18 protein-coding genes and 1 pseudogene are annotated in these 24,162 nt (G+C 65.5%); 8 read left to right on the top strand and 11 right to left on the bottom strand.

Annotated elements, in window-relative coordinates:
* Window positions 1-18: 18 nt before the first annotated feature.
* Window positions 19-849, top strand: coding sequence for an ABC transporter permease (locus QX051_RS13205; protein WP_315776547.1), 831 nt, complete (start codon window positions 19-21; stop codon window positions 847-849).
* A gap of 25 nt (window positions 850-874) precedes the next feature.
* Complete coding sequence (locus QX051_RS13200; protein WP_315776418.1) at window positions 875-1,156, top strand: hypothetical protein; 282 nt, start codon at window positions 875-877, stop codon at window positions 1,154-1,156.
* Window positions 1,157-1,273: 117 nt separating this feature from the next.
* Here the strand turns inward: QX051_RS13200 and QX051_RS13195 are convergent, their stop codons facing one another.
* From QX051_RS13195 to QX051_RS13185, 3 genes are all read right to left on the bottom strand, one after another.
* Window positions 1,274-4,372 (bottom strand): MexW/MexI family multidrug efflux RND transporter permease subunit, encoded by a 3,099-nt coding sequence (locus tag QX051_RS13195; RefSeq protein ID WP_315737193.1) that lies wholly within the window; start codon window positions 4,370-4,372, stop codon window positions 1,274-1,276.
* A gap of 84 nt (window positions 4,373-4,456) precedes the next feature.
* Window positions 4,457-5,647: an efflux RND transporter periplasmic adaptor subunit gene (locus QX051_RS13190; protein WP_315776417.1), complete on the bottom strand. Its 1,191-nt coding sequence runs from the start codon at window positions 5,645-5,647 to the stop codon at window positions 4,457-4,459.
* Between the two features lies 1 nt (window position 5,648).
* A complete protein-coding gene (locus QX051_RS13185; protein WP_315737712.1) occupies window positions 5,649-6,335 on the bottom strand; it encodes a helix-turn-helix domain-containing protein in 687 nt (228 codons plus the stop codon).
* A 279-nt stretch (window positions 6,336-6,614) separates the two neighbouring features.
* Between QX051_RS13185 and QX051_RS13180 the strand changes: the two genes are divergently transcribed.
* Window positions 6,615-7,832, top strand: coding sequence for a cytochrome P450 (locus tag QX051_RS13180; protein ID WP_315776416.1), 1,218 nt, complete (start codon window positions 6,615-6,617; stop codon window positions 7,830-7,832).
* Window positions 7,833-8,761: 929 nt separating this feature from the next.
* Here the strand turns inward: QX051_RS13180 and QX051_RS13175 are convergent.
* The 3 genes and pseudogenes from QX051_RS13175 to QX051_RS13165 form a co-directional block, all read right to left on the bottom strand.
* Window positions 8,762-8,959 (bottom strand): annotated as a pseudogene (locus QX051_RS13175) (NAD(P)H-binding protein); the annotation flags it as partial.
* Window positions 8,960-8,972: 13 nt separating this feature from the next.
* Window positions 8,973-9,821, bottom strand: a complete 849-nt coding sequence (locus QX051_RS13170; protein ID WP_315776415.1) for a VOC family protein — start codon at window positions 9,819-9,821, stop codon at window positions 8,973-8,975.
* On the bottom strand, window positions 9,818-11,077 hold the full coding sequence (locus QX051_RS13165) for a Glu/Leu/Phe/Val dehydrogenase (protein WP_315776414.1): 1,260 nt from the start codon (window positions 11,075-11,077) through the stop codon (window positions 9,818-9,820). The genes QX051_RS13170 and QX051_RS13165 overlap by 4 nt, the downstream gene beginning before the upstream one ends.
* Window positions 11,078-11,282: 205 nt before the next feature.
* On the opposite strand from QX051_RS13165, the gene QX051_RS13160 reads away from it, so the two are divergent.
* The gene (locus tag QX051_RS13160; RefSeq protein ID WP_315776546.1) at window positions 11,283-12,176 is read left to right on the top strand and encodes a sugar kinase; all 894 of its coding nucleotides are present in this window, start codon (window positions 11,283-11,285) and stop codon (window positions 12,174-12,176) included.
* 20 nt (window positions 12,177-12,196) lie between these two features.
* On the top strand, window positions 12,197-13,105 hold the full coding sequence (rbsK, locus tag QX051_RS13155) for a ribokinase (protein WP_315776413.1): 909 nt from the start codon (window positions 12,197-12,199) through the stop codon (window positions 13,103-13,105).
* Here rbsK and QX051_RS13150 read toward each other — a convergent pair.
* Complete coding sequence (locus QX051_RS13150; RefSeq protein WP_315776412.1) at window positions 13,102-14,337, bottom strand: NAD(P)/FAD-dependent oxidoreductase; 1,236 nt, start codon at window positions 14,335-14,337, stop codon at window positions 13,102-13,104. The two genes, rbsK and QX051_RS13150, sit on opposite strands and share 4 nt — an antisense overlap.
* A 150-nt stretch (window positions 14,338-14,487) precedes the next feature.
* Between QX051_RS13150 and QX051_RS13145 the strand changes: the two genes are divergently transcribed.
* Complete coding sequence (locus QX051_RS13145) at window positions 14,488-15,273, top strand: enoyl-CoA hydratase/isomerase family protein (RefSeq protein ID WP_315776411.1); 786 nt, start codon at window positions 14,488-14,490, stop codon at window positions 15,271-15,273.
* Window positions 15,274-15,281: 8 nt separating this feature from the next.
* On the opposite strand, the gene QX051_RS13140 is transcribed toward QX051_RS13145, so the two are convergent.
* Window positions 15,282-16,988 carry an IlvD/Edd family dehydratase gene (locus QX051_RS13140; protein ID WP_315776545.1) on the bottom strand — a complete coding sequence of 569 codons (1,707 nt, stop codon included), beginning with the start codon at window positions 16,986-16,988 and terminating at the stop codon, window positions 15,282-15,284.
* Window positions 16,989-17,126: 138 nt separating this feature from the next.
* Window positions 17,127-17,945: an NAD(P)-dependent oxidoreductase gene (locus QX051_RS13135; RefSeq protein ID WP_315776410.1), complete on the bottom strand. Its 819-nt coding sequence runs from the start codon at window positions 17,943-17,945 to the stop codon at window positions 17,127-17,129.
* A gap of 89 nt (window positions 17,946-18,034) precedes the next feature.
* Here QX051_RS13135 and QX051_RS13130 point away from each other — a divergent pair, with 89 nt between their 5' ends.
* Window positions 18,035-19,003: an SMP-30/gluconolactonase/LRE family protein gene (locus QX051_RS13130; RefSeq protein ID WP_315776409.1), complete on the top strand. Its 969-nt coding sequence runs from the start codon at window positions 18,035-18,037 to the stop codon at window positions 19,001-19,003.
* A gap of 72 nt (window positions 19,004-19,075) precedes the next feature.
* On the opposite strand, the gene QX051_RS13125 is transcribed toward QX051_RS13130, so the two are convergent.
* Window positions 19,076-20,506 carry an aldehyde dehydrogenase family protein gene (locus QX051_RS13125; RefSeq protein ID WP_315776408.1) on the bottom strand — a complete coding sequence of 477 codons (1,431 nt, stop codon included), beginning with the start codon at window positions 20,504-20,506 and terminating at the stop codon, window positions 19,076-19,078.
* Between the two features lie 488 nt (window positions 20,507-20,994).
* Window positions 20,995-23,364 carry a transketolase gene (locus tag QX051_RS13120; RefSeq protein WP_315776407.1) on the bottom strand — a complete coding sequence of 790 codons (2,370 nt, stop codon included), beginning with the start codon at window positions 23,362-23,364 and terminating at the stop codon, window positions 20,995-20,997.
* 141 nt (window positions 23,365-23,505) lie between these two features.
* Between QX051_RS13120 and QX051_RS13115 the strand changes: the two genes are divergently transcribed.
* Complete coding sequence (locus QX051_RS13115; RefSeq protein ID WP_315776406.1) at window positions 23,506-23,967, top strand: Lrp/AsnC family transcriptional regulator; 462 nt, start codon at window positions 23,506-23,508, stop codon at window positions 23,965-23,967.
* Window positions 23,968-24,162: the final 195 nt, after the last annotated feature.

Here is a 24,162-nt window from a genome sequence, read left to right as displayed (position 1 = left end):
GCCCCGCTCGAACGGCCGATGCAGCGCACCCTGCGTCGCCTCGTCAAGCGCAAGGGTGCCATGGTCGGGCTCGGCCTGATCACGGTCTTCATCCTGCTCGCCGTGCTTGCGCCGCTGGTGGCGCCCGCCGATCCCATCAAGACGAGCTGGGCGCTGGTGCGCAAGGCGCCGTCGGCGGCGCATTGGTTCGGCACCGACGATCTCGGCCGCGACGTATTGGCCCGCGTCATCTACGGCGCGCGGGCCTCGCTGCTGGCCGGTGCGATCTCTGTCGTCATCGCGCTGTCGATCGGCGTCCCCATCGGCATGCTCGCAGGCTATCGCGGCGGCTTCATCGATGCCCTGATCAGCCGCATCACCGACGCGATGCTGGCCTGCCCGTTCCTGATTCTGGCGATCGCGCTGGCGGCGTTCCTGGGGCCGAGCCTCGGCAATGCCATGATCGCGATCGGCGTCTCGGCGACGCCGATCTTCGTCCGGCTGACCCGCGGCGAGGTGATGAGCGTCAAGGTCGAGGAGTATGTCGAGGCCGCCCGCAGCGTCGGCGACACCGACCTGCAGATCGCGGTCAGGCACATCCTGCCGAACATCATGCCGGCGCTGCTGGTGCAGGCGACCTTGTCGGTCGCCGCCGCCATCATCGCCGAGGCCGCGCTCTCGTTCCTGGGGTTGGGCCAGCAGCCGCCGGCGCCGTCCTGGGGCAGCATGCTCAACGCCGCCCAGCGCTTCCTCACCAACGCGCCATGGATGGCGATCTGGCCGGGGCTTGCGATCTTCCTCGTCGTGCTGTCGCTCAACCTCCTCGGCGACGGCCTGCGCGACGCGCTCGATCCGCAGCAGGAGCAGTGAGCGAGGTCTCTCCATGCTAGCTCGAATGGCTGAGGATCTCCTGCGATTGTTGACGATCGTCGACATGGGGGCTGGCGTCGTAATCTGGGCGCTGGCGTTTCGCGAGCGGGTCTTGATGGCGAGCCATGCACCGGAATGGCGCGGCTGGTTCACGCTCCGCCGTGTGACTGCCGACGAATATTCCCGCGCCTATCGCGCGCACTTCCATCGGTCCTTGCATTACGCCTTCGCGTTTTTCATCATCATCGGCATCGCCGCTCTGCTGATCCTGCTCGACCATCTGTTCTTTAAGAGGCCGCTGTGCTGAGCGCCGCGGCGGGCGCCGCCGGCCGTGACGACAGTAAGGGGAGTAAGAGACGGCCCGACAAAAACGGCGACTGCCAGGAGCAGCCGCCGTTGATCTTCAGCAACCCAAAGAAACTGCTCACGTCGCCTTCAGCGCGTGGTCGGTCTCGGCGTCGAACTGGGCGATCTGCCGGGCGCGCTGCGACTTGGCGGCGGCCTGGTGGTCGGTGGCGATGACGGTGTAGACGGCCGGCAGCACGAACAGCGTGAACAAAGTGCCGATCGACATGCCGGCGACGACGACGAGGCCGATCGAGAAGCGGCTGGCGGCGCCGGCACCGGTCGCGGTCAGCAGCGGGATCAGGCCGGTGACCATCGCCGCCGTCGTCATCAGGATCGGCCGCAGGCGGATGCGTGCGGACGTCTCGATGGCGGTGCGGCGGTCCATCCCCTCGTTGAGCTGCAGCTCGTTGGCGAACTCCACCATCAGGATGCCGTGCTTGGTGATCAGGCCGACCAGCGTCAGCAGGCCGACCTGGGTGTAGATGTTCATGGTCGCGAGGCCAAAGAACAGCGGGATCAAGGCACCGACGATCGCCATGGGCACGCTGATCATGATCACGAACGGATCGCGCAGGCTCTCGAACTGCGCCGCCAGCACCAGGAAGATGATGATCAGCGCGAAGCCGAAGGTGATGGCGAGCTGGTTGCCTTCCTGGACGTATTGACGGGCGTCGGCGAGATAATCGTGGCTGAAGCCGGACGGCAGGTTCTTGGCCTGCTTCTCCAGGAAGTCGACCGCCTGCCCGACCGTGACGCCGGGCATCGGCACGGCGGAGAAGGTCGCCGAGTTGAGCTGGTTGAAATGCGTCAGCGAGTTCGGGTCGGTCGCGGTCTCGATGTTGACCACCGTCGACAGCGGCACCTGCTGGCCGGCGGCGGTCGCGACATAGTAGCCCGACAGCGATTCCGGCGACAGCCGCTTGTCGCGCGGCACCTGCGGGATCACCTGATAGGAGCGGCCTTCGAGGTTGAAGCGGTTGATGTAGTTGCCGCCGAGCAGCACCGCGAGCGTGTTGCCGATCGACTGCATGGTGATGCCGAGATCGCTCGCCTTGCTGCGATTGATCCAGACCTTGACCACCGGCTGGTTGAACTCGAGGTCGCTGTCGGAGACGATGAACATTCCGCTCTTGCGCGCGGCGTCCTTCAGCTTGGCCATCTGCTCATAGACCGCCTGGAAGCCGCTGGTCGAGCTGATCACCATCTGCACCGGCAGACCGCCGGGGCCGCCCGGCAGCGCCGGCAGATTGAAGGCGAAGGCGTTGATGCCCTCGATCTTCGACAGCTCCGCCTGCACCAGCGGCTTCAGCTTGATCGAGGAGCGCGTGCGCTCGTCCCAGGGCTTGAGCAGCATGCCGGCAAAGCCGCCCTGCGGGCCGAGGATGCCGTTCAGAACGAAGCGAAGGTCGGTCTCGGGGAACTTCGCGAACGCCTTGTCGACCTTGTCGGTGTAGAAGTTGATGTAGTCGATGTTGGCGTATTTCGGCGCCTTGGTGATCGAGAACACGATGCCCTGATCCTCCTCCGGCGCCAGCTCCTTCGAGGTGTGCATGTAGAGGAAGCCGACCAGGCCGAGGATCGTCAGCGCGAACAGCGCGGTCACCGGCCGGTAGTCGAGCGAGCGGTCGAGCCGGCGGCCGTACCAGCGCGTCATCGCGCCGAACACCCGGTTGACGAGGCGCGCGAAGCGGCCCTCATCGGCGCTCTTCAGCAGCACCGAGCACATCATCGGCGACAGCGTCAAAGCAATGACTCCCGACACGATGACGGAGCCGGCGAGCGTGAAGGCGAACTCACGGAATAGCGAGCCGGTCAGACCGCCGAGGAAGCCGATCGGCGCATACACCGCCGCCAGCGTGATCGTCATCGAGATGACCGGACCGACGATCTCGCGCGCGCCCTGCAATGCAGCCTGCACCGGCGCCTTGCCCTCCTCCAGATGGCGGTGGATGTTCTCCACCACGACGATGGCGTCGTCGACGACGAGGCCGATCGCCAGCACCATGGCCAGCAGCGTCAACAGATTGATGCTGAAGCCGAACGCCAGCATCATCGTGCAGACGCCGATCAGCGACAGCGGGATGGTCACCACGGGGATGATGACCGAGCGCAGCGACGCCAGGAACAGGAAGATCACGACGATGACGATCAGCACCGCTTCGCCGAGCGTATGCTCGACCTCGTCGATCGAGGACTGGATGAATTTGGTGGAATCATAGGCCACCTTCATCTTCATCGATGGCGGCAGGTTGCGCTCGAGGTCGGGGAACAGCGCGCGCACACCCTTGACGATGTTGAGCGGGTTGCCCTGCGGCGTCGCGTCGACGCCGATGAAGATCGCGCGCTCGCCGCTGAAGGCGACGCTGGCATCGGTGCTCTGCGCCGCGAGCTCGACGGTGGCGATGTCCTCCATGCGGACGAAGCCGCCGTCCTTGGCCTTGACGATCATCCGCTTGAACTGGTTGACGTCGGTCAGGCCGGTATTCGTCGTGATGTTGGAGACGATGAAGTAGCCCTTGGCCTGGCCGGCCGCGGACTGGAAGTTGTTGGCCGCGATCGCCGCCGCGACATCCGTCGGCGACACGTTGCGGCCGGCCATCTTCTCGGGGTTCAGCCAGATCCGCATCGCGAAGGTCTGGCCGCCCAGAATGTTGGCCGCAGCGACGCCGTCGACCGTCGACAGCACCGGCTGCACCACGCGCGTCAGATAGTCCGAGATCGCCGATCCCGACAGCTCCTCGCTGGAGAAGCCGAGATACATCACCGACGTCGTCTGCCCAGTGGTCTTGGTCACGATCGGGTCGTTGGATTCCTTCGGGATGAGGTAGCGGACCGAGTTGACCTTGGCGAGCACCTCGGTGAGCGCCTGGTTCGGATCGAAGTTGAGCTTGATGAAGACCTGGATCGTGCTGGTGCCCTGCACCGAGGACGAGGTGATGTAGTCGACGCCCTCGGCGGACGCGACCGCCTGCTCCAGCGGCGTCGTGATGAAGCCCTGGATGAGGTCGGCGGAGGCGCCGGGATAGACGGTCGTGACGTTGACGACCGTGTTGGACAGCTTCGGATATTGCCGGATCGGCAGCTCGAACGCCGCGCGCAGGCCGAGCAGCAGGATGAGCAGGCTGACGACGACCGACAGCACCGGGCGCTTGATGAAGATATCGGTGAAACGCATCGCGGCAATCTCGTCAGCAGGAGGCGGGTGAGGTGCGGGCGGGCCGCCTCATGGAGGCGGCCCGGCATTGGCTCAGAGGCTCGCTCAGTAGCGCGGCGGCTTCGCCGGCACCGGCGGCGGCGGATCGGTCGAGATCGCGACGGCAGCGCCGGACTGGATCTTGAGCTGGCCGACGGCGACGACGCGATCGCCCTCCTTCAGGCCCTTCAGGACCACCGCGCGACCATTGATGCGATCTCCGGTCTGCACATAGATCCGGTCGGCCGTGAGCGCGGTCTTGCCGTCGTCGGTCTTCTTCTCGTTGATCACGAACACCGAGTCGCCATAGAGCGTGTAGTCGACCGCGGTCTCCGGCACCGTCAGCACCGGCGGCTTCTCCGGCAGCACCACGGTGGCGGTGGCGAACATGCCCGGCTTCAGGATGCGCTCCGGATTGGCGATCGTCGCCTGCACGCGGATGTTGCGGGTGTCGGTCGCGATCTGCGGCTCGATCGTGGTGATCTTGCCTTCGAAGGTCCGGCCCGGATAGGCATCGACGCCGATGCGGACGGTCTGGCCGACCTTGAGCTGGCCGCTGTCCTTCTCCGTCACGGTGAAGTTCACCCACAGCTCCGACAGATCGGTCAGCGACACGATCTGCGTGCCGGCGCTGAGATACTGGCCGACCTCGACCTTGCGGACGCCGAGATCGCCGTCGAACGGCGCGCGCACCAGCTTCTGCGCGATCAGCGCCTCGGTCTTGGCGATGCCGGCCTGGGCCTGGTCGTAGGCGGCCTGGGCCTGGTCGACGGTCGCCTGCGGCCCGAACTGGCGCGATGCCAGCTGCTTGGCGCGATCGAGCGACAATTGCGCCACGGTCACCTGGGCCTTGTAGTTGGCGAGATCGCCCTGATCTGGCGCGTCATAGAGCTGCACCAGCGGCGCGCCCTGCTTCACCGTGGAGCCCGGGGTGAACATGATGTCGGTGATGCGGCCGCTGACGTCCGAGGTCACGTTGACCTGGTGCACGGCGGCGAGATCGCCGACGGCCGTCAGCAGGTTCGGCACGGTCTCCGGGCTCGCGGTCGCGACGGTGACGCTGATCGGCGGCGGCTTCATGTTGGCGAAGAACTGCGCGATCATCTTGTCGCGGAACATGTTGAACCATACGAGGCCGCCGACCAGCGCCGCGAGCAGGCCGCCGATCACGATGAACCACAGCACCGGGCGGGTGCGCTTGCGCGGCTTGTCGTCGACCGGCTTTCCGGAGAGCTTGGGTTCGGTCGCAATGTTCATGTCATGCACTTTCTGCCGTCGCCGGCCGGACCGGAGGTTGCGACAATTCGTGATCGAGGTAGCACGCAATGGCGGCGTCGGTCAGTCCGATGCCGCGCAGGATGAATTCGCTGAGCTGGCGCTCCAGGCTCGCCGCAGTTCCATACGGCACACATGGAACGGATGGAAGCCGCGTCAATGCCGCCATCAACACGGTGTGATGCGCGAACCAGAACAGGTCGCGGGGCGCGGCCACTAAGCGCACGGCGTCACCGGAGGCAACGGCTGTCACCAGCGAGTCAACGAACTTGGCGCCGATGAGATCATCGATCTTCGCATACAGCAGCCTTGCGAATTCGCCATCATCGAGATGGCTCGACGCCATCAGCCGCAGCCGCTGCTCTTCTTCCTCATTGGGGCCGTCGGCAATGCCGAGGAAATGCCGGACCATCCCGGCCATCAGCATGACCAGCGTCGCGGTCGAAGGTTCCTGGCTGAGCAGCACCTCGAAATCCGGGTCGGTCTCGCACTCCTCGGTGAGGATCTCCGCATACAGCGCCGCCTTGGAGGGGAAATGCTTGAACAGCAGCGCTTCCGAGATCGCCGCTGCGGCAGCCACGCTCTTGGTCGTGGTGCCGGCATAGCCATGACGCGCGAAGCAGCGCTTGGCTGCACCGAGGATCAGCTGCCTGCGGAGATCGCTTGTCATGCGCAAAGTGGACATCGGCCGTGAGTAAATACTCACTTGATCTATGTCAAGAAAGATGCCGCGGCGCAGCAGGGTTTGGCGGCCAAGTCCCTGAAATCGCTGGCGGGATTTCACCGTCGCCAAAGGCAATTCTATACCTCTGAAAGCGGCGGATCTGCGGCAGGGCGGGCGGTCCGATCCTGCCCTCGGTGCCCGGCGCTGCCGGGTCGCACATTTTCTTCTGCTGCCGACCGTGCGACGGTCGCAGCAACAAACGAGACTCGGACGGGAGGACCATCGATGACCGACGACGCAGCGCTCGCCAGCCAGTTCGATCTCGAGCGCCTGACGCCTGAGTTCTACGCCGATCCCTACCCGACCTACCGCGCGCTGCGCCAGCATGCGCCGGTCAAGCGCCTCCGCAGCGGCTCCTATTTCCTCACCCGCTACGACGATCTCGTCACCGCCTACAAGGCGACGAAGACGTTCTCGTCCGACAAGAAGCGCGAGTTCGCGCCGAAATATGGCGACACGCTGCTCTACGAGCATCACACGACGAGCCTCGTGTTCAACGATCCCCCGGCGCACACGCGGGTGCGCCGCCTGATCATGGGCGCGCTGTCGCCGCGGGCGATCGCCGAGATGGAGCCCGCTCTGATTGCGCTCGTCGATGGGCTCCTGGACCGGATTGCAGCGAAGGACAGATTCGAGTTGATCGAGGATTTCGCCGCGGCGATCCCGATCGAAGTCATCGGCAACCTGCTCGGCGTGCCGCACGAGGAGCGCGGCCCCTTGCGCGACTGGTCGCTTGCCATCCTCGGCGCGCTGGAGCCGGTGCTGACGCGCGAGCAGCTTGCCCGCGGCAACCAGGCGGTCGGCGATTTCCTCGCCTATCTGGAAACGCTGGTCGCACGCCGCCGCGCGGCACCCGGCAATCCGGAGCGCGACGTGCTGACGCGCCTGATCCAGGGCGAGGCCGACGGGGAGCGGCTGAGCGAAAAGGACCTCCTGCACAATTGCATCTTCCTGCTCAATGCCGGACACGAGACCACCACCAATTTGATCGGCAACGGCCTCGTCCTGCTGTGCCAGCATCCGGCCGAGCGCGAGAGGCTGATCGAGGCCCCCAACCTGATCCGCACCGCCGTCGAGGAAATCCTGCGCTACGAGAGCTCGAACCAGCTCGGCAACCGCATGACCACCGAGCCGGTCACGCTCGGCGACATCACGCTCGAGCCCGGCACCTCCGTTACCCTGTGCATCGGCGCTGCCAACCGCGATCCCGCCCAGTTCGACGATCCCGAACGCTTCGACATCACCCGCCTCGCCAACCGCCACCTCGCCTTCGGCACCGGCGCCCATCAATGCGCAGGGATGGCGCTGGCAAGGCTGGAGGGCACGGTGGCGATCGCGCGCTTCGTGAAGAGGTTTCCGAACTACCAGTTGGACGGCGCCCCGGTGCGCGGCGGCCGGGTGCGGTTTCGGGGATTCATGAACGTGCCTTGCGTGGTCGGCTGAGGCGAGGATCACGTTGTGCGGAGTGACCGGAGCACCTCAGTCTGTGATTTGTAGGGCGGATGAGCGAAGCGTAATCCGCCGCTGACACGGCCGGATGCTGTCGAAAGACCCGCATTTCATCAGCGATATCTCCTCGCCGGTCACAACCAGCGCTCAAGCGACGCCTTGTGACATGCATGTTCACTGCTGCCGGCGCGGCGGACTACGCTTCGCTCATCCGCCCTACGCGCTGCTGTCGGAAAGTCTGACCGGCTACATAAAGAAGGCGATACTCGCCCGCTCCGGCCGACACCCACTCCTCGAAAAAATCTCTTTCTTTTTTTCAGAATTGATGTATACGTTCTCCCGTCCCGCCTCACAAGAGGGGCGCTTCGCGGTCGTCACGAACGTCGAGTGCGGGATGCGGTGGGCGTGTTGGTGCTGCAGCGTGGGTGATTCCTGCGCCGACGAACGGCAGCGATGCGCACGGTCAAGTCGCGTGGTCCTGATACCCCGATGCTGGTATTACGCCTGCGTTGGCGCTCACGCGTCGCGCGGGCAACGGTGGCCAGAAAGCCCGGCGCACCGGGGAGAACGCGAAGCAGCCGTCAAACCATCGCGCGGGGAATGCCGGGTGTTCTCGGCTGAACCTGTGGTTCCTGCCGCCTGCATTTTTTTCGCAGGCGGGCCATGGGTGCGGCCAGCGCCCGGCATTCCCCGTGCCCTCTTCCCAAGGAGGGCAGGACGATCAGCAAAGCTCGGACGCGAAAACGCGCCGCGAGATGGGGACCTTCATGTCTCACTTCCGTCAGCTTAGGTCTCACCGCCCCGACACAACTCTCACCATCGTCATTGCGAGCGAAGCGAAGCAATCCAGGGCCGCGCACGCGACTCTGGATTGCTTCGTCGCTTCGCTCCTCGCAATGACGGGGAGACAGACGGGACTCAACGGTCGGGCGGACGATCGAGTAGGTCAGCCCCTGCTCCAGCAGATGCGCTTCGAACGCCAGCTTGGCCTTCTGGAACGCCAGCAGCGGCTTCTGCACGCAGATGGCGGACAGCAGGACGAAGTGACTCACACCAGCACTCCGCGCAGCATCCAGCGCGTTCACATGGGCTTGATAGTCGATCGCCTGGGCATCCGTCGGCTCCGCTTCGACCTCACGCCGCCGCGCGCGGCGTCTTCTCCAAAATCAGCGTGTGGATGCCGCAGGTGCCGCTGTAGAGGCTCATCACCCGCGTGCCCGGCTTGCGGCCGGCGCGCGGCTCGGAGACCTGCAGGCCGGCGGCGAGCAGCCGCGCGCGCGTCGCCTCGATGTCGGCGACACGCCAGCTCAGGCCCCACAGCTTGTCATGGGCCTTGTCGTTGCCGGCGACCGGCCGCTTCACCACCTCGACGATCAGGTCGCCGCAGCGGAAGAACATCAACTGCCCCCATTCCTGATGGCTGCGGTCGAGCGCCATGTCGAGCCCGAGCCGCGCGCCGTAGAGCGCGGCGGCGCGTTCGGGATCCTCGGTCGAGATCACGATATGGTCGAGGCCGAGCACGGCCGTATCGGCGGTCTTGGCGGACGGCGGGCGCGGCTCGGCAAGCTCGAGGAAGAACATGCGCACGCCACGCGTGAGATCGGTCATGGCGCGGGTGCGCTTCCAATGCAGCGTCTGGCCCGAGACGCGATCGGTGTTCTCGACCTCGGTGATCGGGTCCGGCTTCAGCGCCACGCGCTCCAATCTGCGATGCATCTTGGCGATGTCGTTGGTGGCAAAGCAGATGCTGGCGAGCCCCTCGCCCCAGATCTTGATGACGTTGCGGATGCGGTCGGCCGCCACGCTCTGGCCCATCGGGGCCATCAGCTCCAGGCTCATATTGTCGAGCGTGAACAGGACGCGATCGGCGCCCTCGCCCGAATTCTGCCAGGACGGCTTGCGCGCCAGCAGCGTCTCGAACGCGGCGCTGCCGGCCTGGACGTCCTGCAGCAGGACGACGACGTGGTCGAGCCCGGTGATCACGGAAACAGCCCTCGCGAGTTCTTGGCGGCGCGCACCTTCTCCACTCCGATCGCCATCGCCGCGGTCCGGTGGGAGATGCCGTCGGCCTTGCCGCGCGTCAGCATGCGCTCGAAGGCACGGTCGAGGATCTGGTACTCCCTGCGCATTACCTCCTCTTCCTCCCAGAACAGCTGCTGCAGATCCTGCACCCATTCGAAATAGCTGACGATGACGCCACCGGAATTGCAGAGAATGTCGGGAATGAGGAAGATCTCGTTGCGGCGCTGGTCGAGCACCAGATCGGCATCTGGCGTGGTCGGGCCATTGGCGGCTTCCGCAACGACGCGGCATTTCAGGTTCGCCGCCACCTTGGCGTCGATCACGCGCTCGACGGCCGCCGGCACGAGGATGTCGCAGGCCAGGGTCAGGATCTCCCGCGGATCGAAGGCGAGCTCGGTGGAGAAGCCGGCAATGCTGCCGTGCCTGGCGGCGTGCGCCATCAAGGCCGGGATGTCGAGACCGCGCGGATCATGGAGGGCGCCGGTGTGATCGCTGACCGCAATCACCTTCATGCCCATCTGGTGGAAGCCGAGCGCGGCATAGGAGCCGACATTGCCAAAGCCCTGCACGACCGCGGTGGACTTGGTCGGGTCGATGCCCAGCTCATCCATCACCCGCCTCGACACATGGGCGACGCCGCGGCCGGTCGCCTCGCGGCGACCCAAGGTGCCGCCGGAGAACACCGGCTTGCCGGTCACGATCTCCATCACCGTCTGCCCCTGGTACATGGAATACGTGTCCATGAACCACGCCATCACCTGCTCGTTTGTGCCCATGTCGGGCGCCATCACGTCGGTGTGCGGCCCGACGAACGGGATCATCTCCTGCATGTAGCGGCGGGACAGCGATTCGAGCTCGCGCCGGGACAGCTTGGACAGATCGACGTTGACGCCGCCCTTGGCGCCGCCATAAGGCAACCCGACGAGGGCGCACTTCCAGCTCATCCAGATCGCCAGCGCCGCCACCTCGCCGATGTCGACGGTGGGAGCAAAGCGCGTGCCGCCCTTGGTCGGTCCCATGGTCAGGAGGTGCTGGACCCGGTAGCCTTCATAGACCGCGATCGTGCCGTCATCCTTGTGGATCGGACACGAGACGGTGATCGCCCGCTTCGGCAAGAGAAGCCGGTCCCGCTCGTCGGCTGGGATGCCAAGATGGTCGGCGATCACGTTGAACTGATTGGTGGCCATCTCGAAGACCGGACCCGCATAGACAGTCATATTCCACTCCCGAATCTGCGTTTCTGCAGGCCGGCAACCATAGCGCGACCCGAGCGCCGGCGGCAGGGGGCCACCGGTAGCAGAGGGCCGATCTCGACCACCATGGTGACGATTTGACGAAGAATTTCAGCGTTGATCCGCTTTGATCGCTTGCTAATCTGCGGCGCCGGGGCCGCAATCACCCCTTAGTGAGACAGAAATGGCAATGCAGGCCCTCTTCATCGGACAGACCTACATCGACGTGACGTTCATCACCGACCACATGCCGACGGGGGACGAGAAGCACGTGGCCTCCGACTATGCCGTCTCGTTCGGCGGCAATGCGGTGACTGCGGCATTTTGCTGCGCCAAGCTCGGCATCGTGCCCGACCTGATCGCCACCGTTGCGAATGACTGGCTCGGGCGGATGTTCCAGGACATGACCGCGAAATACGGCATCTCCGTCCACCCCCGGAAGGTCAATGCCTCCTCGCTGTCCTTCATCATGCCGAAGGACGGCAAGCGCGCCATCGTGCGTTGCCGCGACGATGCGCATATCCACCCGTTCCCGCTGCTCAATCTCGGCAATTGCCGGGCGCTGCATGTCGACGGCCACCAGCCCGACGCCGCGTTGCATTATGCCAAGCTGTGCCGCGAGGCCGGCGTCCTGACCTCGCTCGACGGCGGCGGCCTGCGCACCAACACCCATGAGCTCCTGGAATATATCGACGTCGCGATCGTGGCCGAGCGGCTGTGCGAGCAGATGGACCTCACGCCGGAGAAGATGCTCGACTACCTGAAGAGCCGCGGCTGCCGCATCGGCGGCGTCACCCAAGGCGAAAAGGGCCTGCTCTGGTATGACGAGGTCGGCGCCGTGCATACGCTGCCGGCCTATCCGATCCCGCGCGAACGCGTGATCGACACCAACGGCGCCGGCGACGTCTTCCACGGCGCCTATGTGTATTCGTACCTCGCCAATCCGGCGAAGGGCTGGAAGGAGCATTTCGAGTTCGCGCGCGCGGCCTCGACGTTCAAGATCCAGAAGCTCGGCAACGAGGCCGGCCTGCCGACCCTCGCCGACATCGAGCTGGTCAAGCAGGAATTCGAGGCGCGCGTCTAGCGGTTGTGGGGAGCAAGCGGATGGGGCGGGTCGTCGTCGCCGGCAGCATCAACATGGATGTGGTGGCGGCGGCCGAGCGCCATCCGCGCATCGGCGAGACCGTCGCCGGCCGGTCGGTGACGTACTTTCCCGGCGGCAAGGGAGCGAACCAGGCGGTCGCCGCAGCCAAGCTCGGCGCGCCGACGGCGCTGATCAGCCGGCTCGGTCGCGACGCCTTCGGCGAGCAGTTGCGCGCATTTCTCACCGGCCAGGGCATCGATCTCGCCGCCGTCAAGGACAGCGCCAGCGCGTCGACCGGCACCGCGATCATCACGCTGGCCAAGGCCGACAACACGATCGTGGTGATATCAGGCGCCAACGCCGAGGTCAGCGCCGACGATGTGGCACAGGTGTCTCTTGGCTCGGGAGACGTGGCCGTCAGCCAGTTCGAAATTCCGCAGGCGACGATTATAGCGTTCTTCCAGCGTGCCAAAGCGGCCGGCGCCACCACGATCCTCAACCCCGCCCCGGCGAGCGCCTTCGACAGCACGCTGTTCGCGCTGGTCGATGTGCTCGTGCTGAACGAAACCGAGCTCAGTTTCCTGGCCGGGATCGAACTCGGCAACGCGCCGACGCCGCAGCAGGTGAATGAGGCGGTTCGCGCGCTCAAGCCTCGCGACGACCAGACGGTCTGCGTCACGCTCGGCGCGCGTGGCGCGGTCGCGGTTTCTGGCGCCGAGGCCCGGCTGGTCGAAGGCCGCGCGGTCAAGGCCGTCGACACCACCGGCGCCGGCGACTGCTTCGTCGGCGCGCTCGCCGCGCGGCTGTCGCAGGGCGCGGCGATCGCGGATGCGATCGGCTATGCCAACATCGCCGCATCGATCTCGGTGCAGCGGATGGGTGCCGGCCCTTCGATGCCGACCGCAGAGGAGGTGCGCGCGCTGCTCTAAGCGAGAGCGCTCTTCAGGTCGAAGCTGGGATCAGCGGCTTTGGCTGCATCCAAGGTGCCGCCCGCAGCCAGCAACTTGCGGCCGAACATATGGTCGCCGGCACGGTTGACGGACTCGATGCCGACCAGCCGGCCCTCTTTGTAACAGAACGCTGAGAATGCCTTTTGCGTGGGATCACCGCGCAGCACGACCTGGTCATAGCCGGTGGTGAGCCCCGCGATCTGGAGCTTGTCATTGCCCTGGTCGCTCCAGAACCACGGCTGTCCGTCATAGGGCTTGACGTCGCCCGTCAGCCGCGCCGCGACGCAGCGGGCGTGATCGGTGGCGTTCTGCACCGACTCCAGCCGCAGCGTCCCGCCGAAGCGCTGGCTGACGAACAGGGCGCAGTCGCCGATGGCCGAGATGTGCGGATCGCTGGTGAGCAGATATTCGTCGACGACGATGCCGGAGGCGACCTGCAATCCAGCCTCGGCGGCGAGCTCAACATTCGGCAGCACGCCGACGCCGACCACGACGAGGTCAGCGGGGATGTGCCGACCATCGCTGAGGCTGACGCCGGTGACCTTGTTGCCGTCGGCCTCGATGCTGGTGGCCTGCACGCCGAGATGGATGCGCACGCCGGCTTCCGCATGCTGCCTCTGGAAGTAGTCCGAGATCTCGGCGGTCACGGCCCGCGCCATCACCCGCGCGCCGAGCTCGAGCACGTCGACCTCGAGCCCTTTGATGCGTGCGGTCGCCGCGAATTCGAGACCGATGAAGCCGGCGCCGATCACGACGACCCGCTTGGCATCGCCCAGCAAGGTCCTGAGCGCTTCGCTGTCGTCGAGGATGCGCAAGTAACGGACCGCCGGGAGGCTGGCATTGGGAATGTCGAGCAGGCGGTTGCGCGCACCGGTCGCGAACACGAGGTGCCCATAGTCGAGCGTCCTGCCGGAGGCGAGCAACACCTTGCGCTGATCGCGCTGAACAGAGACGGCACGATCATAGACGAGATCGATGGTCTGGTCCGCGTAGAACTTCTGCGGCCGAAACATCAAGGTTTCGGGACCGCCGGTGCCCTTCAGATACGCCTTCGACAGCGGCGGGCGCTGATACGGAAGATGCGGCTCGTCGTTGATCAGGTGAATGGGATCGGCAAAGCCTGCCTGACGCAGCGAGGTCGCGAGCTGGAAACCCGCATGCCCCGCACCCACGATCACAACCGGTCCCTTCGTCACTGCGTCCTGCCCCATTCTGTCCATATCCCGTGTTTGCACGCCTTGTCTGCTGCGGGTTTACCTCCCGTCATGCCAGCCGAGCCGGGTTGTCGCAGACTTCCCCGGCATTGTCACCGGCCTGCTGTGCGCTTTAAATGCGGCAACAACCATGCAAGGGAGGATTGAATGTCGGACGCAGCCGCGGACCCCGCTCGCCTGAGCATTGACGGCCCGATCGCGACCATCACGCTGGACCGACCGGCAGCGTTCAACGCCATCAACCTCGCCATCGCGCAGCGCCTGGAACAGCTCGCGGCGCAGGTCGAGGCGGACCCGACCATCCGGGTGCTCGTCCTCAAGGGCGAAGGCCGCGCCTTCTGCGCCGGCGGCGACCTGCAGACGATCGGCGCTGCCGCCGAGGCCGACACCATCACGCCTGTCGTGAGCGAGCTGCTGCACCACTACCACGCCTTCATCGCGAGCCTGCGGCGCATGCACAAGATCGTGCTCGCCAGCGTTCACGGCTCCGCCGCCGGTGCTGGGATGTCGCTGGCCTTCGCGGCCGATCTCTGCATTGCGGCCGAGGATGCGCGCTTCACGCCGGCCTATGCCAAGCTCGGCGTCTCGCCCGACGGCGGCGGCACGGTCGGTGTCGTTGCGACCGTCGGTGTGCGGCGCGCGCTGCAGATCTTCCTGGCCGAGGACAGCTTCACGGCGGCGCAGGCTTACGAATGGGGACTGATCGCGAAAATCGTCCCGGCCTCCGAGCTCGTCGCAGCTACCGACGCGCTGGCTGCGCGGCTGGCGCAGAATGTGCCGGCGGGGATCGCGGCGACCAAGGCGCTGATCCATCGCGCACCGACCAGCGCGGTCGAGGATCAGCTCGCCGCCGAGCGCGACGCCATCATCAACTGCATGAACACGGATGAATTCCGCGCCGCCGTGAAGCGGTTCACCAGCAAAGGAAAGTAGGACCGCGCTCACCCCTTCCCTTTCCGGCGCATGAAGTCGAAATCGCAGCCGTCGTCGGCCTGCAGGATCGTCTCATGAAAGAGGTGCGCATAGCCGCGCTCCGCCCATTCCGGCGTCCGGGCTTGCTTCAGCGCAGCTCGGCGCCGGTCCAGCTCGGCGTCGTCGACCAGCAGGTCAATGCTGCGCTTGGCGACGTCGAGCCGGATCATGTCGCCGGTCCGGACCAGCGCCAGCGGCCCGCCGACGGCGGACTCCGGCGTGATGTGAAGGACGATGGTGCCAAAGGCGGTGCCGCTCATGCGCGCATCGGAGATGCGCACCATGTCCTTGGTGCCGCCGCGCGCGAGCTTCTTCGGGATCGGCAGATAGCCGGCCTCCGGCATGCCCGGGGCGCCTTTGGGGCCGGCATTGCGCAGCACCAGCACGTCGTCGGCCGACACGTCGAGATCGGGATCATCGACCCGCAGGGTCATGTCCTCGATCGACTCGAACACGACGGCGCGCCCGGTGTGCTGCAGCAGCTTGGGGCTCGCGGCCGAATGCTTGATGACGGCTCCGCGCGGCGCCAGGTTGCCGCGCAGCACCGCGAGCCCGCCCTCCGGCTTGATCGCGTCGTCGCGCGAGCGGATCACGTCCTGCCCCGGCACGTCCTCGGCGGCTGCCACGATGTCGCGCAGCGGTTGGCCGGTGATCGAGCGGCAATCGAGATCGATGAGATCACCGAGCTGCTTCATCAGCTTCGGCACGCCGCCGGCGTGGTGGAAATGCTCCATGTAGTGATCGCCGGATGGCTTGAGATCGACCAGCACCGGCACCTCGCGGCCGATGTGGTCGAATACATCGAGATCGATTGTGTGCGGGGTCCGGCCAGCGATCGCGGTGAGATGCACCAGGCCATTGGTAGAGCCGCCGATTGCCTGCAGCACCACCTGCGCATTCTTGAAAGCGGACGGCGTCAGCAGCTCGCTCGGTTTCGGCCCCTTGGCCTTGGCCATCTCGGCCGCGACGCGTCCGCTGGCTTCGGCCGAACGGAAGCGCTCGGCATGCGGCGCGGGAATCGTTGCGCTCATCGGCAGCGACAATCCGAGGGCCTCGGTGATGCAGGCCATGGTCGAGGCCGTTCCCATCACCATGCAGGTGCCGACCGACGGCGCCAGCCGGCCGTTGACCGCCTCGATCTCGCTGCCGTCCATCTCGCCGGCGCGATACTTCGCCCACAGCCTGCGGCAATCGGTGCAGGCGCCGAGCACCTCGCCCTTGTGATGACCGACCACCATCGGACCAACGGGGATGACCACCGTCGGCAGGTCGGCCGACACCGCCGCCATGATCTGCGCCGGCAAGGTCTTGTCGCAGCCGCCGATGACGACAACCGCATCCATCGGCTGGGCACGGATCATCTCCTCGGTTTCCATCGCCATCAGGTTGCGCAGATACATCGAGGTCGGATGCGCAAAGCTCTCCGCGATCGAGATGGTCGGAAACACGAACGGCATCGCGCCGGACAGCATGACCCCGCGCTTCACCGCTTCTAGGATCTGCGGGACGTTGCCATGGCAGGGATTGTAGTCGCTGTAGGTGTTGGTGATGCCGACGATCGGCCGGTCGAGCGCGTCGTCCGAATAGCCGGCGGCCTTGATGAAGGCCTTGCGCAGGAACAGCGAGAAGCCGGCATCGCCGTAGGCGGTCAGTCCCTTGCGCAGGCCATCGGTCATGGTCTTCTCTTCTTTCATTCTCAACGTCATTCCGGGGCGCGCGAAGCGCGAACCAGGAATCCAGAAGTTGTCTTGCGCTCTCACATCGAGATTCCGGGTTCGCGTCCTGCGGACGCGCCCCGGAATGACGACGCCCAATTACCCCCAGTCGATGATCCGGCTGGTGTCGCCATCGAACTCGGTGGTGCAGAAAGCGCCGCCCTGGAAGTAGTCGCCGATCGGATCGGCGGGCAGCTTGGCTTGCTCCGCAAAAGCATGCTCGCGGAAATCCTCGGCGCGGCCGGTCGGGCGATAGCCGAGATCGTAGGCGCGCTGATTGTCCCACCAGGCGCGCTCGTTCAACGAGGCGCCATAGAGCACATCGAAATGAATGTCCGGATGCTCGAGGCCGATGCGGCAGAGCTGGACCAGATCCTCCGGCTTCAGCCAGATCGACAGCCGGCGCCGGTCGAGCGGCTTGTCGCCGAAATTGCCGATGCGGATGCACGTCACCTTCAGCCCGTGCTTGTCGGCATAGAGCGAGCCGAGCGCTTCGCCGAACACCTTGCTGACGCCGTAGCGGCCGTCGGGACGCGGTTGCACGTCGTTGTCGATCTTGCGATGGCGCGGATAGAAACCAACCGCGTGGTTTGACGACGCGAACACCACGCGCTTGACGCCCTTGCGGCGAGCCGCCTCGAACAGGTTGTAGCCGCCGATGATGTTGGCCTGCAGGATGTCATTCCATGGACCTTCGACCGAATAGCCGCCGAAATGGATGATGCCGTCGATGCCATCGCACAGTGCTTCGACCTGGGAGAGGTCGGCAAGATCGGCCGCCTTGAACGTCTCCTGGCTGGAGAGATCGGCAGGCGGTCGGAGATCGCTGAGCAGAAGGTCCGGATAGATCGGCGGGAGCAGCTTCCGCAAGGAAGTGCCGATTCCACCGCTCGCTCCGGTCATCAAGATACGTGGCATTTCATCCCTCGTGTTCGGCCCGCAGGTTTGCGGTCATTGCTTGCGGATGATAGCAGAGATCGTAACGGTGCAATAACAGGACCGGCCAGATGTCCGACGGAAACGCTCACGCCCAGGGCTTTCGCCCTGCCACCTTCTATCCCGATCCGGCGATCCAGACGCTCGATCCGCGCTTCGAGAAATACTGGCTCAAATTGTCGGCCGTCGAGCGGCTGGCGACGGGCCTGCGCTGGGCCGAAGGGCCGGTGTGGTTCGGCGACGGCCGCTATCTCTTGTGCAGCGACATTCCCAACCAGCGCATCCTCAAATGGGAGGAGGAGACCGAGGCTGTCTCGGTGTTCCGCAAGCCCTCCAACTTCGCCAACGGCAACACCCGCGACCGGCAGGGCCGGCTGGTCACCTGCGAGCATGGCGGCCGCCGCGTCACCCGCACCGAATATGACGGCTCGATCACGGTGCTGATCGACAGCTTCGACGGCAAGCGGTTGAATTCGCCGAACGACGTCGTGGTCAAATCCGACGGCTCGATCTGGTTCACCGATCCGACCTTCGGACTGCTCGGCAATTACGAGGGCTACAGGGCCGAGCCCGAGATCGACGCCAACGTGTACCGCATCGACGGCACCACCGGCCGGGCGACCATCGTCGCCGAGGGCGTGCTGGGACCGAACGGGCTGTGCTTCTCGCCCGACGAGAGCATCCTCTACGTCGTCGAATCCCGCGGCGCGCCGACCCGCAAGATCCTCGCCTACGACGTCTCCGGCGACGGTACCAACCTTACCAACAAGCGCATCCACATCGATGCCGGCCCGGGCACGCCGGACGGCATGCGCTGCGACATCGACGGCAATCTCTGGTGCGGCTGGGGCATGGGCACGCCCGAGCTCGACGGCGTCATGGTGTTCGCGCCCGACGGCGCGCCGATTGGCCGCATCGCTTTGCCCGAGCGCTGCGCCAATCTCTGCTTCGGCGGGCTGAAGCGCAACCGGCTGTTCATGGCCGCCAGCCAGTCGATCTACGCGCTCTACGTGAATACGCAGGGCGCGCTGGGGGGATGATCCCCACCAGCTCTGTTGTTGGCGTGAATGGTGGGCACGCTGCGCTTTGCCCACCCTACGCACTCTCACCGATCAGGCCGCGTTGTAGCCCGCGACCGCCTTGACCTCGAGATATTCCTCGAGACCGAAGCGGCCCCATTCGCGGCCGTTGCCGGACTGCTTGTAGCCGCCAAACGGCGCGGTGCGGTCGTTCGGGACACCTTGAAGGTTGACGTTGCCGGCGCGGATCTTGCGGCCGACCTCGCGGGCCTTCTCGATCGTCGGCGCGGTGACGTAGCCGGCGAGACCATAGGGCGTGTCGTTGGCGATCTTGACCGCCTCGGCCTCGTCCTTGGCGGGGATGATGACCAGCACCGGCCCGAAGATCTCCTCGCGCGAGATCGTCATCTCCGGCTTGACGTCGGCGAAGATCGTCGGCCGCACGTAGAAGCCCTTGTTGACGCCCTCGGGCAGGCCGGGACCGCCGGCGACGAGCGTGGCGCCCTCCTCGATGCCCTTGTTGATCAGGGCCTGGATCTTGTCCCACTGGCCGCGATTGACGACCGGGCCGATCGTGGTGCCTTCGCCACGCGGATCGCCGGCCTTGGTCTTGTCGGCAACGCCCTTCGCGATGGCAGCCACTTCCTTCATCCGTGCGGCCGGCACGATCATGCGCGACGGCGCGTTGCAGGACTGGCCGGAATTGTTGAACATGTGCATGACGCCGCCCGTCACCGCCTTGACCAGATCGGCCCCCTCCAGGATCACGTTCGGCGACTTGCCGCCAAGCTCCTGGCTGACGCGCTTCACGGTCGGCGCGGCGCGCTTGGCGACGTCGATGCCGGCGCGGGTCGAGCCGGTGAACGAGATCATGTCGATGTCCGGATGCTCGCTCATGGCGGCACCGACCTCCGGCCCGAGGCCGTTGATCAGGTTGAACACGCCCTTCGGCACGCCGGCCTCGTGCAGGATCTCGGCGAAGATCAGCGCCGAGGTCGGGGTGAACTCCGACGGCTTCAGGATCATGGTGCAACCCGCGGCCAGCGCCGGGGCGACCTTGCAGGCGATCTGGTTGAGCGGCCAGTTCCAGGGCGTGATCATGCCGACAACGCCGACCGGCTCGCGCACCACCACGGACGCCGGCAGCGTCTCCTCGAACTCATATTTCTTCAGCACATCGAGCGTCGACATCAGATGGCCGAGACCGGCGCCCGCCTGCAGCTTCTCCGCCATCGGCAGCGGCGCGCCCATCTCGTCGGAGATGGCAGCACCGATTTCCTTCATGCGGCCCTTATAGACGGCGATGATCTTCTCGAACAGCGCGACGCGCTCCTCGCGCGAGGTCTGCGAGAACGTCTCGAAGGCGCGCTTGGCGGCGGCGACCGCCTTGTCGACATCGGCCTTGGAGCCCAGCGCAACCTCGTACATCGCCTCTTCAGTCGCCGGATTCACGACCGGCGTGGACTTCTTGACGACCGGATCGACCCAGGCGCCGTCGATGTAGAATTGCAGGCGATTGACCATCGGAAAACCTCTTCACGTGGAAGCATCTGGAGGGGGCGGCAGCACGCGGCCGGCATCCTGGCACGCGCGATCCGCGGGATGAACCCGCCACATGCGGGGACCGGGGTTGCGTCTCGGGTCGGATATAGGAGCAAGGCCGCGACCGGCGCAAGCCGACGGATCTGCGTTTCGTCGCCGCTCCATTTTGCATTGCAACAAATGCGATTGCGGCGATCATTCCGGATGGCAGAATTCCCAGTCCTGCAGATTCATTTTCAACATGTGAACTGCTTCACATCGTGGCCCGGTCGTGCCGATTACTCTCTCCTTCATAGACAGCCCAGCATCTCGAAAGGACGCTGGAAAACATTTCACAACGAATGACTTCGCCAGCTTTTATTGCGTAGCTTTTCAGCACCTAGCCCTTTTGCTCCAAGTTGCGACGCCGTCTCCTTCATCCAGGTGGGGGAGACGGCGCAGCTGTTTTCAGCCCCCTCTTCCCCCCGCCCTCACACCGCCATCTTGCGATGCCGCACCGGAGCGCCGGTGAGGCTCTCGGCCGCATCGATGATCGCGTTGGCATCCATGCCGTTGTGGCGATAGAGGTCGTCAATCGTTCCGGTCTGGCCGAACTTTTCGACGCCGAGCGCCTCGACACGATGGCCGCGCACCGACCCGAGCCAGCCGAGCGTCGCCGGGTGGCCGTCGATCACGGTGACGATGCCGCAGTCGCGCGGCAGCGGCGCCAGCAGCTGCTCGATATGGCTGAGATGCTGCACGCCGCGGCGATGCCGGCGCAGGCTGCGCGCCGCCGTCCATCCCGCATGCAGCCGGTCCGCCGAGGTGATCGCGAGCAGGCCGACGTCGCGCCGGGATTCGCCGATCAGGCCGGTCGCCTCGATCGCCTCTGGAGCAAGGGCGCCGGTATAGGCGACGATCACCTCCGCATTCGGCCCCGGCTTGCGCAGCCAATAGGCGCCGGCGGCGATGTCGGATTCCAGCTCCGGCGTCATGATCCGCTGCGGCTGATCGATGGTGCGCGTCGATAACCGCAGATAGAGCGAGCCGCCCTCGCCTGCCTCGCGCTGCATGTGGGCAAAGCCCCATTTCATGATCGCGGCGAGCTCATCGACGAAGGCCGGCTCGAACGACGACAGCCCGTCCTGCGCCATGCCGATCAACGGTGTCGCAATCGACTGATGCGCGCCGCCTTCCGGTGCCAGCGTCACGCCCGACGGCGTCGCCGCCACCATGAAGCGGGCATCCTGATAGCAGGCGTAGTTCAACGCATCGAGGCCGCGCTCGATGAAGGGATCGTAGAGCGTCACGACCGGCAGCAGCCGGGCGCCATTGATGGCATGCGACAGGCCGAGCGCGGAGGCCATGATGAACAGGTTCATCTCGGCGATCCCGAGCTCGATGTGCTGGCCCTTCGGCGATGCCGCCCAGTTGAAGGTCGACGGGATCTTCTCGCTACGGAATAGGTCGGCCTTCTCGGCGCGCGCGAACAGGCCGCGGCGGTTGACCCAGGCGCCGAGATTGGTCGACACGGTGACGTCGGGCGACGACGTCACGATGCGCGAGGCCATCGCGGTGTCGCTGCGCGCGAGATCGTTGAGAACAAGGCCAAAGCCCTGCTGCGTCGACATCTGCGCCGCGGCCGTGAAGGTCAGCCGCTCCGGCACGTCGAACACGGCATCGTCGAGCCGGCGGCCATCGCGATTGAACGGCACGGCGGCGAGAAACGCCTCCAGCTTGGCCGGGTCCTGCTTCAGCCCTTCGAACTTGTCCCACTCATGGCCGGGGCGGATGTTCTGCTGGGCGCGCCATTTCTCCATCTGCGCCACCGTCATCAGGCCGGCGTGATTGTCCTTGTGGCCCTGGAACGGCAGGCCAACACCCTTGATCGTGTAGGCGATGAAGCAGACCGGGCGGTCGTGATCGATGGACTCGAACGCCTCGAGCATGCTCGCCATGTCGTGGCCGCCGAGATTGGACATCAGCGCCAGCAGCTCGTCGTCGCTGCGCTTGTCGAGCAGCCGCGTGACGTCGCCCTGATCGCCGATGTCGTCCTGGATGTGCTTGCGGAAGGCGGCGCCGCCCTGGAAGCACAGCGCCGCGTAGAGCGCGTTCGGGCAGTTGTCGATCCAGCGCTTCAACGCCTCGCCGCCGGCTTCCGCAAACGCCTCACGCATCAGCCGACCGTATTTCACGATCACCACGTCCCAACCGAAATTGCGGAACATGGTCTCGAACTTCTCCCACAGGCCCTCGCGCACGACGGCGTCCAGGCTCTGGCGGTTGTAGTCCACGATCCACCAGGTGTTGCGCAGGCCGTGCTTCCAGCCCTCCGCCAGCGCCTCGAAGATGTTGCCCTCGTCCATCTCGGCATCGCCGACCAGCGCGATCATGCGGCCTTCGCGGCGGTCCTTCATCCAGCCATGCGCCTTGACGTAGTCCTGCACCAGCGACGAGAACAGCGTCTGAGCGACGCCGAGGCCGACCGAGCCGGTCGAGAAATCGATGTCGTCGATGTCCTTGGTGCGCGAGGGATAGGACTGCGCGCCCTTGAAGCCGCGGAAATTCTCCAGCTTCTCGCGGGTCTGCCGGCCGAACAGATACTGGATGGCGTGGAACACCGGGCTGGCATGCGGCTTCACCGCGACGCGGTCCTCCGGGCGCAGCACCGAGAAGTACAGCGCCGACATGATGGTGGCGAGCGAGGCCGAGGAGGCCTGGTGGCCGCCGACCTTGAGGCCGTCAATGTTCGGCCGGATGTGGTTCGCGTGATGAATGGTCCAGGACGACAGCCACAGCGCCTTGCGGGCCAGCGCGTTCAGCATGTCGAGACGGTCTGACGGTGCGGATGGCGTGGCCATGGCGCTGATCCCCGGGAGTTTTGTTGGATGAGCTGGATTCTAGGCCTCTTGGGTCGGCCATTATTCTCAATTTTTCGCGTGCAGAGGACCATTATTGGGATATTTTCCCACTCAACAGCCACTTTCAGCGATTTGGTCCCAATGCCCGACCTCGATGCCATCGACCGCAAGATCCTCGGCCATCTCCAGGCCGACGGCCGCATCACCATGCAGGAGCTCGCCGACAAGGTCGGCCTGTCCGTCTCGCCCTGCCATCGCCGCGTCAAGCTGCTGGAGGAGCGCGGCGTCATCACCCGCTACATCGCCACCGTCGACCAGAAGGCGCTGGGGCTGCACGTCTCCGTTTTCATCTCCATCAAGCTGGCGCGGCAGAAGGAGGAGGATCTGAAGCGGTTCGAGAAGGCGATCTCGGCCTGGCCCGAGGTGCTGGAGTGCTATCTGATGACGGGGAATCGCGACTACCTCTTGCGCGTCGTCGCCACCGATCTCTCGTCGTATGAGGCGTTCCTGAAAACCAAGCTGACTCGTCTCGACGGCATCGCCTCGATCGAAAGTAGCTTTGCGCTGAGCCAGGTGAAGTATTCGATCGCGCTGCCGGTGTGAGGCCAGCTGCCTCAGCAATCTCAGCTGTCGTCCCGGCGAACGCCGGGACCCATACTCCGCGGCAGTTATTGTGAAGAAAGACTGGGTCGACATCGTGCGCAACAACATCTCCCTGGGGTTATGTGTCCCGGCGTTCGCCGGGACGACACTGGAATCCTGGGCGAGAGCGCTCGTCCCCCAACGCCGGCGATCTAT

The organism is Bradyrhizobium sp. SZCCHNR1053, from assembly GCF_032381235.1.
Taxonomy (GTDB): Bacteria; Pseudomonadota; Alphaproteobacteria; order Rhizobiales; family Xanthobacteraceae; genus Bradyrhizobium.
Note: the sequence above shows the minus strand (reverse complement) of the source record. Positions and strands in the feature narration are given on the sequence as shown.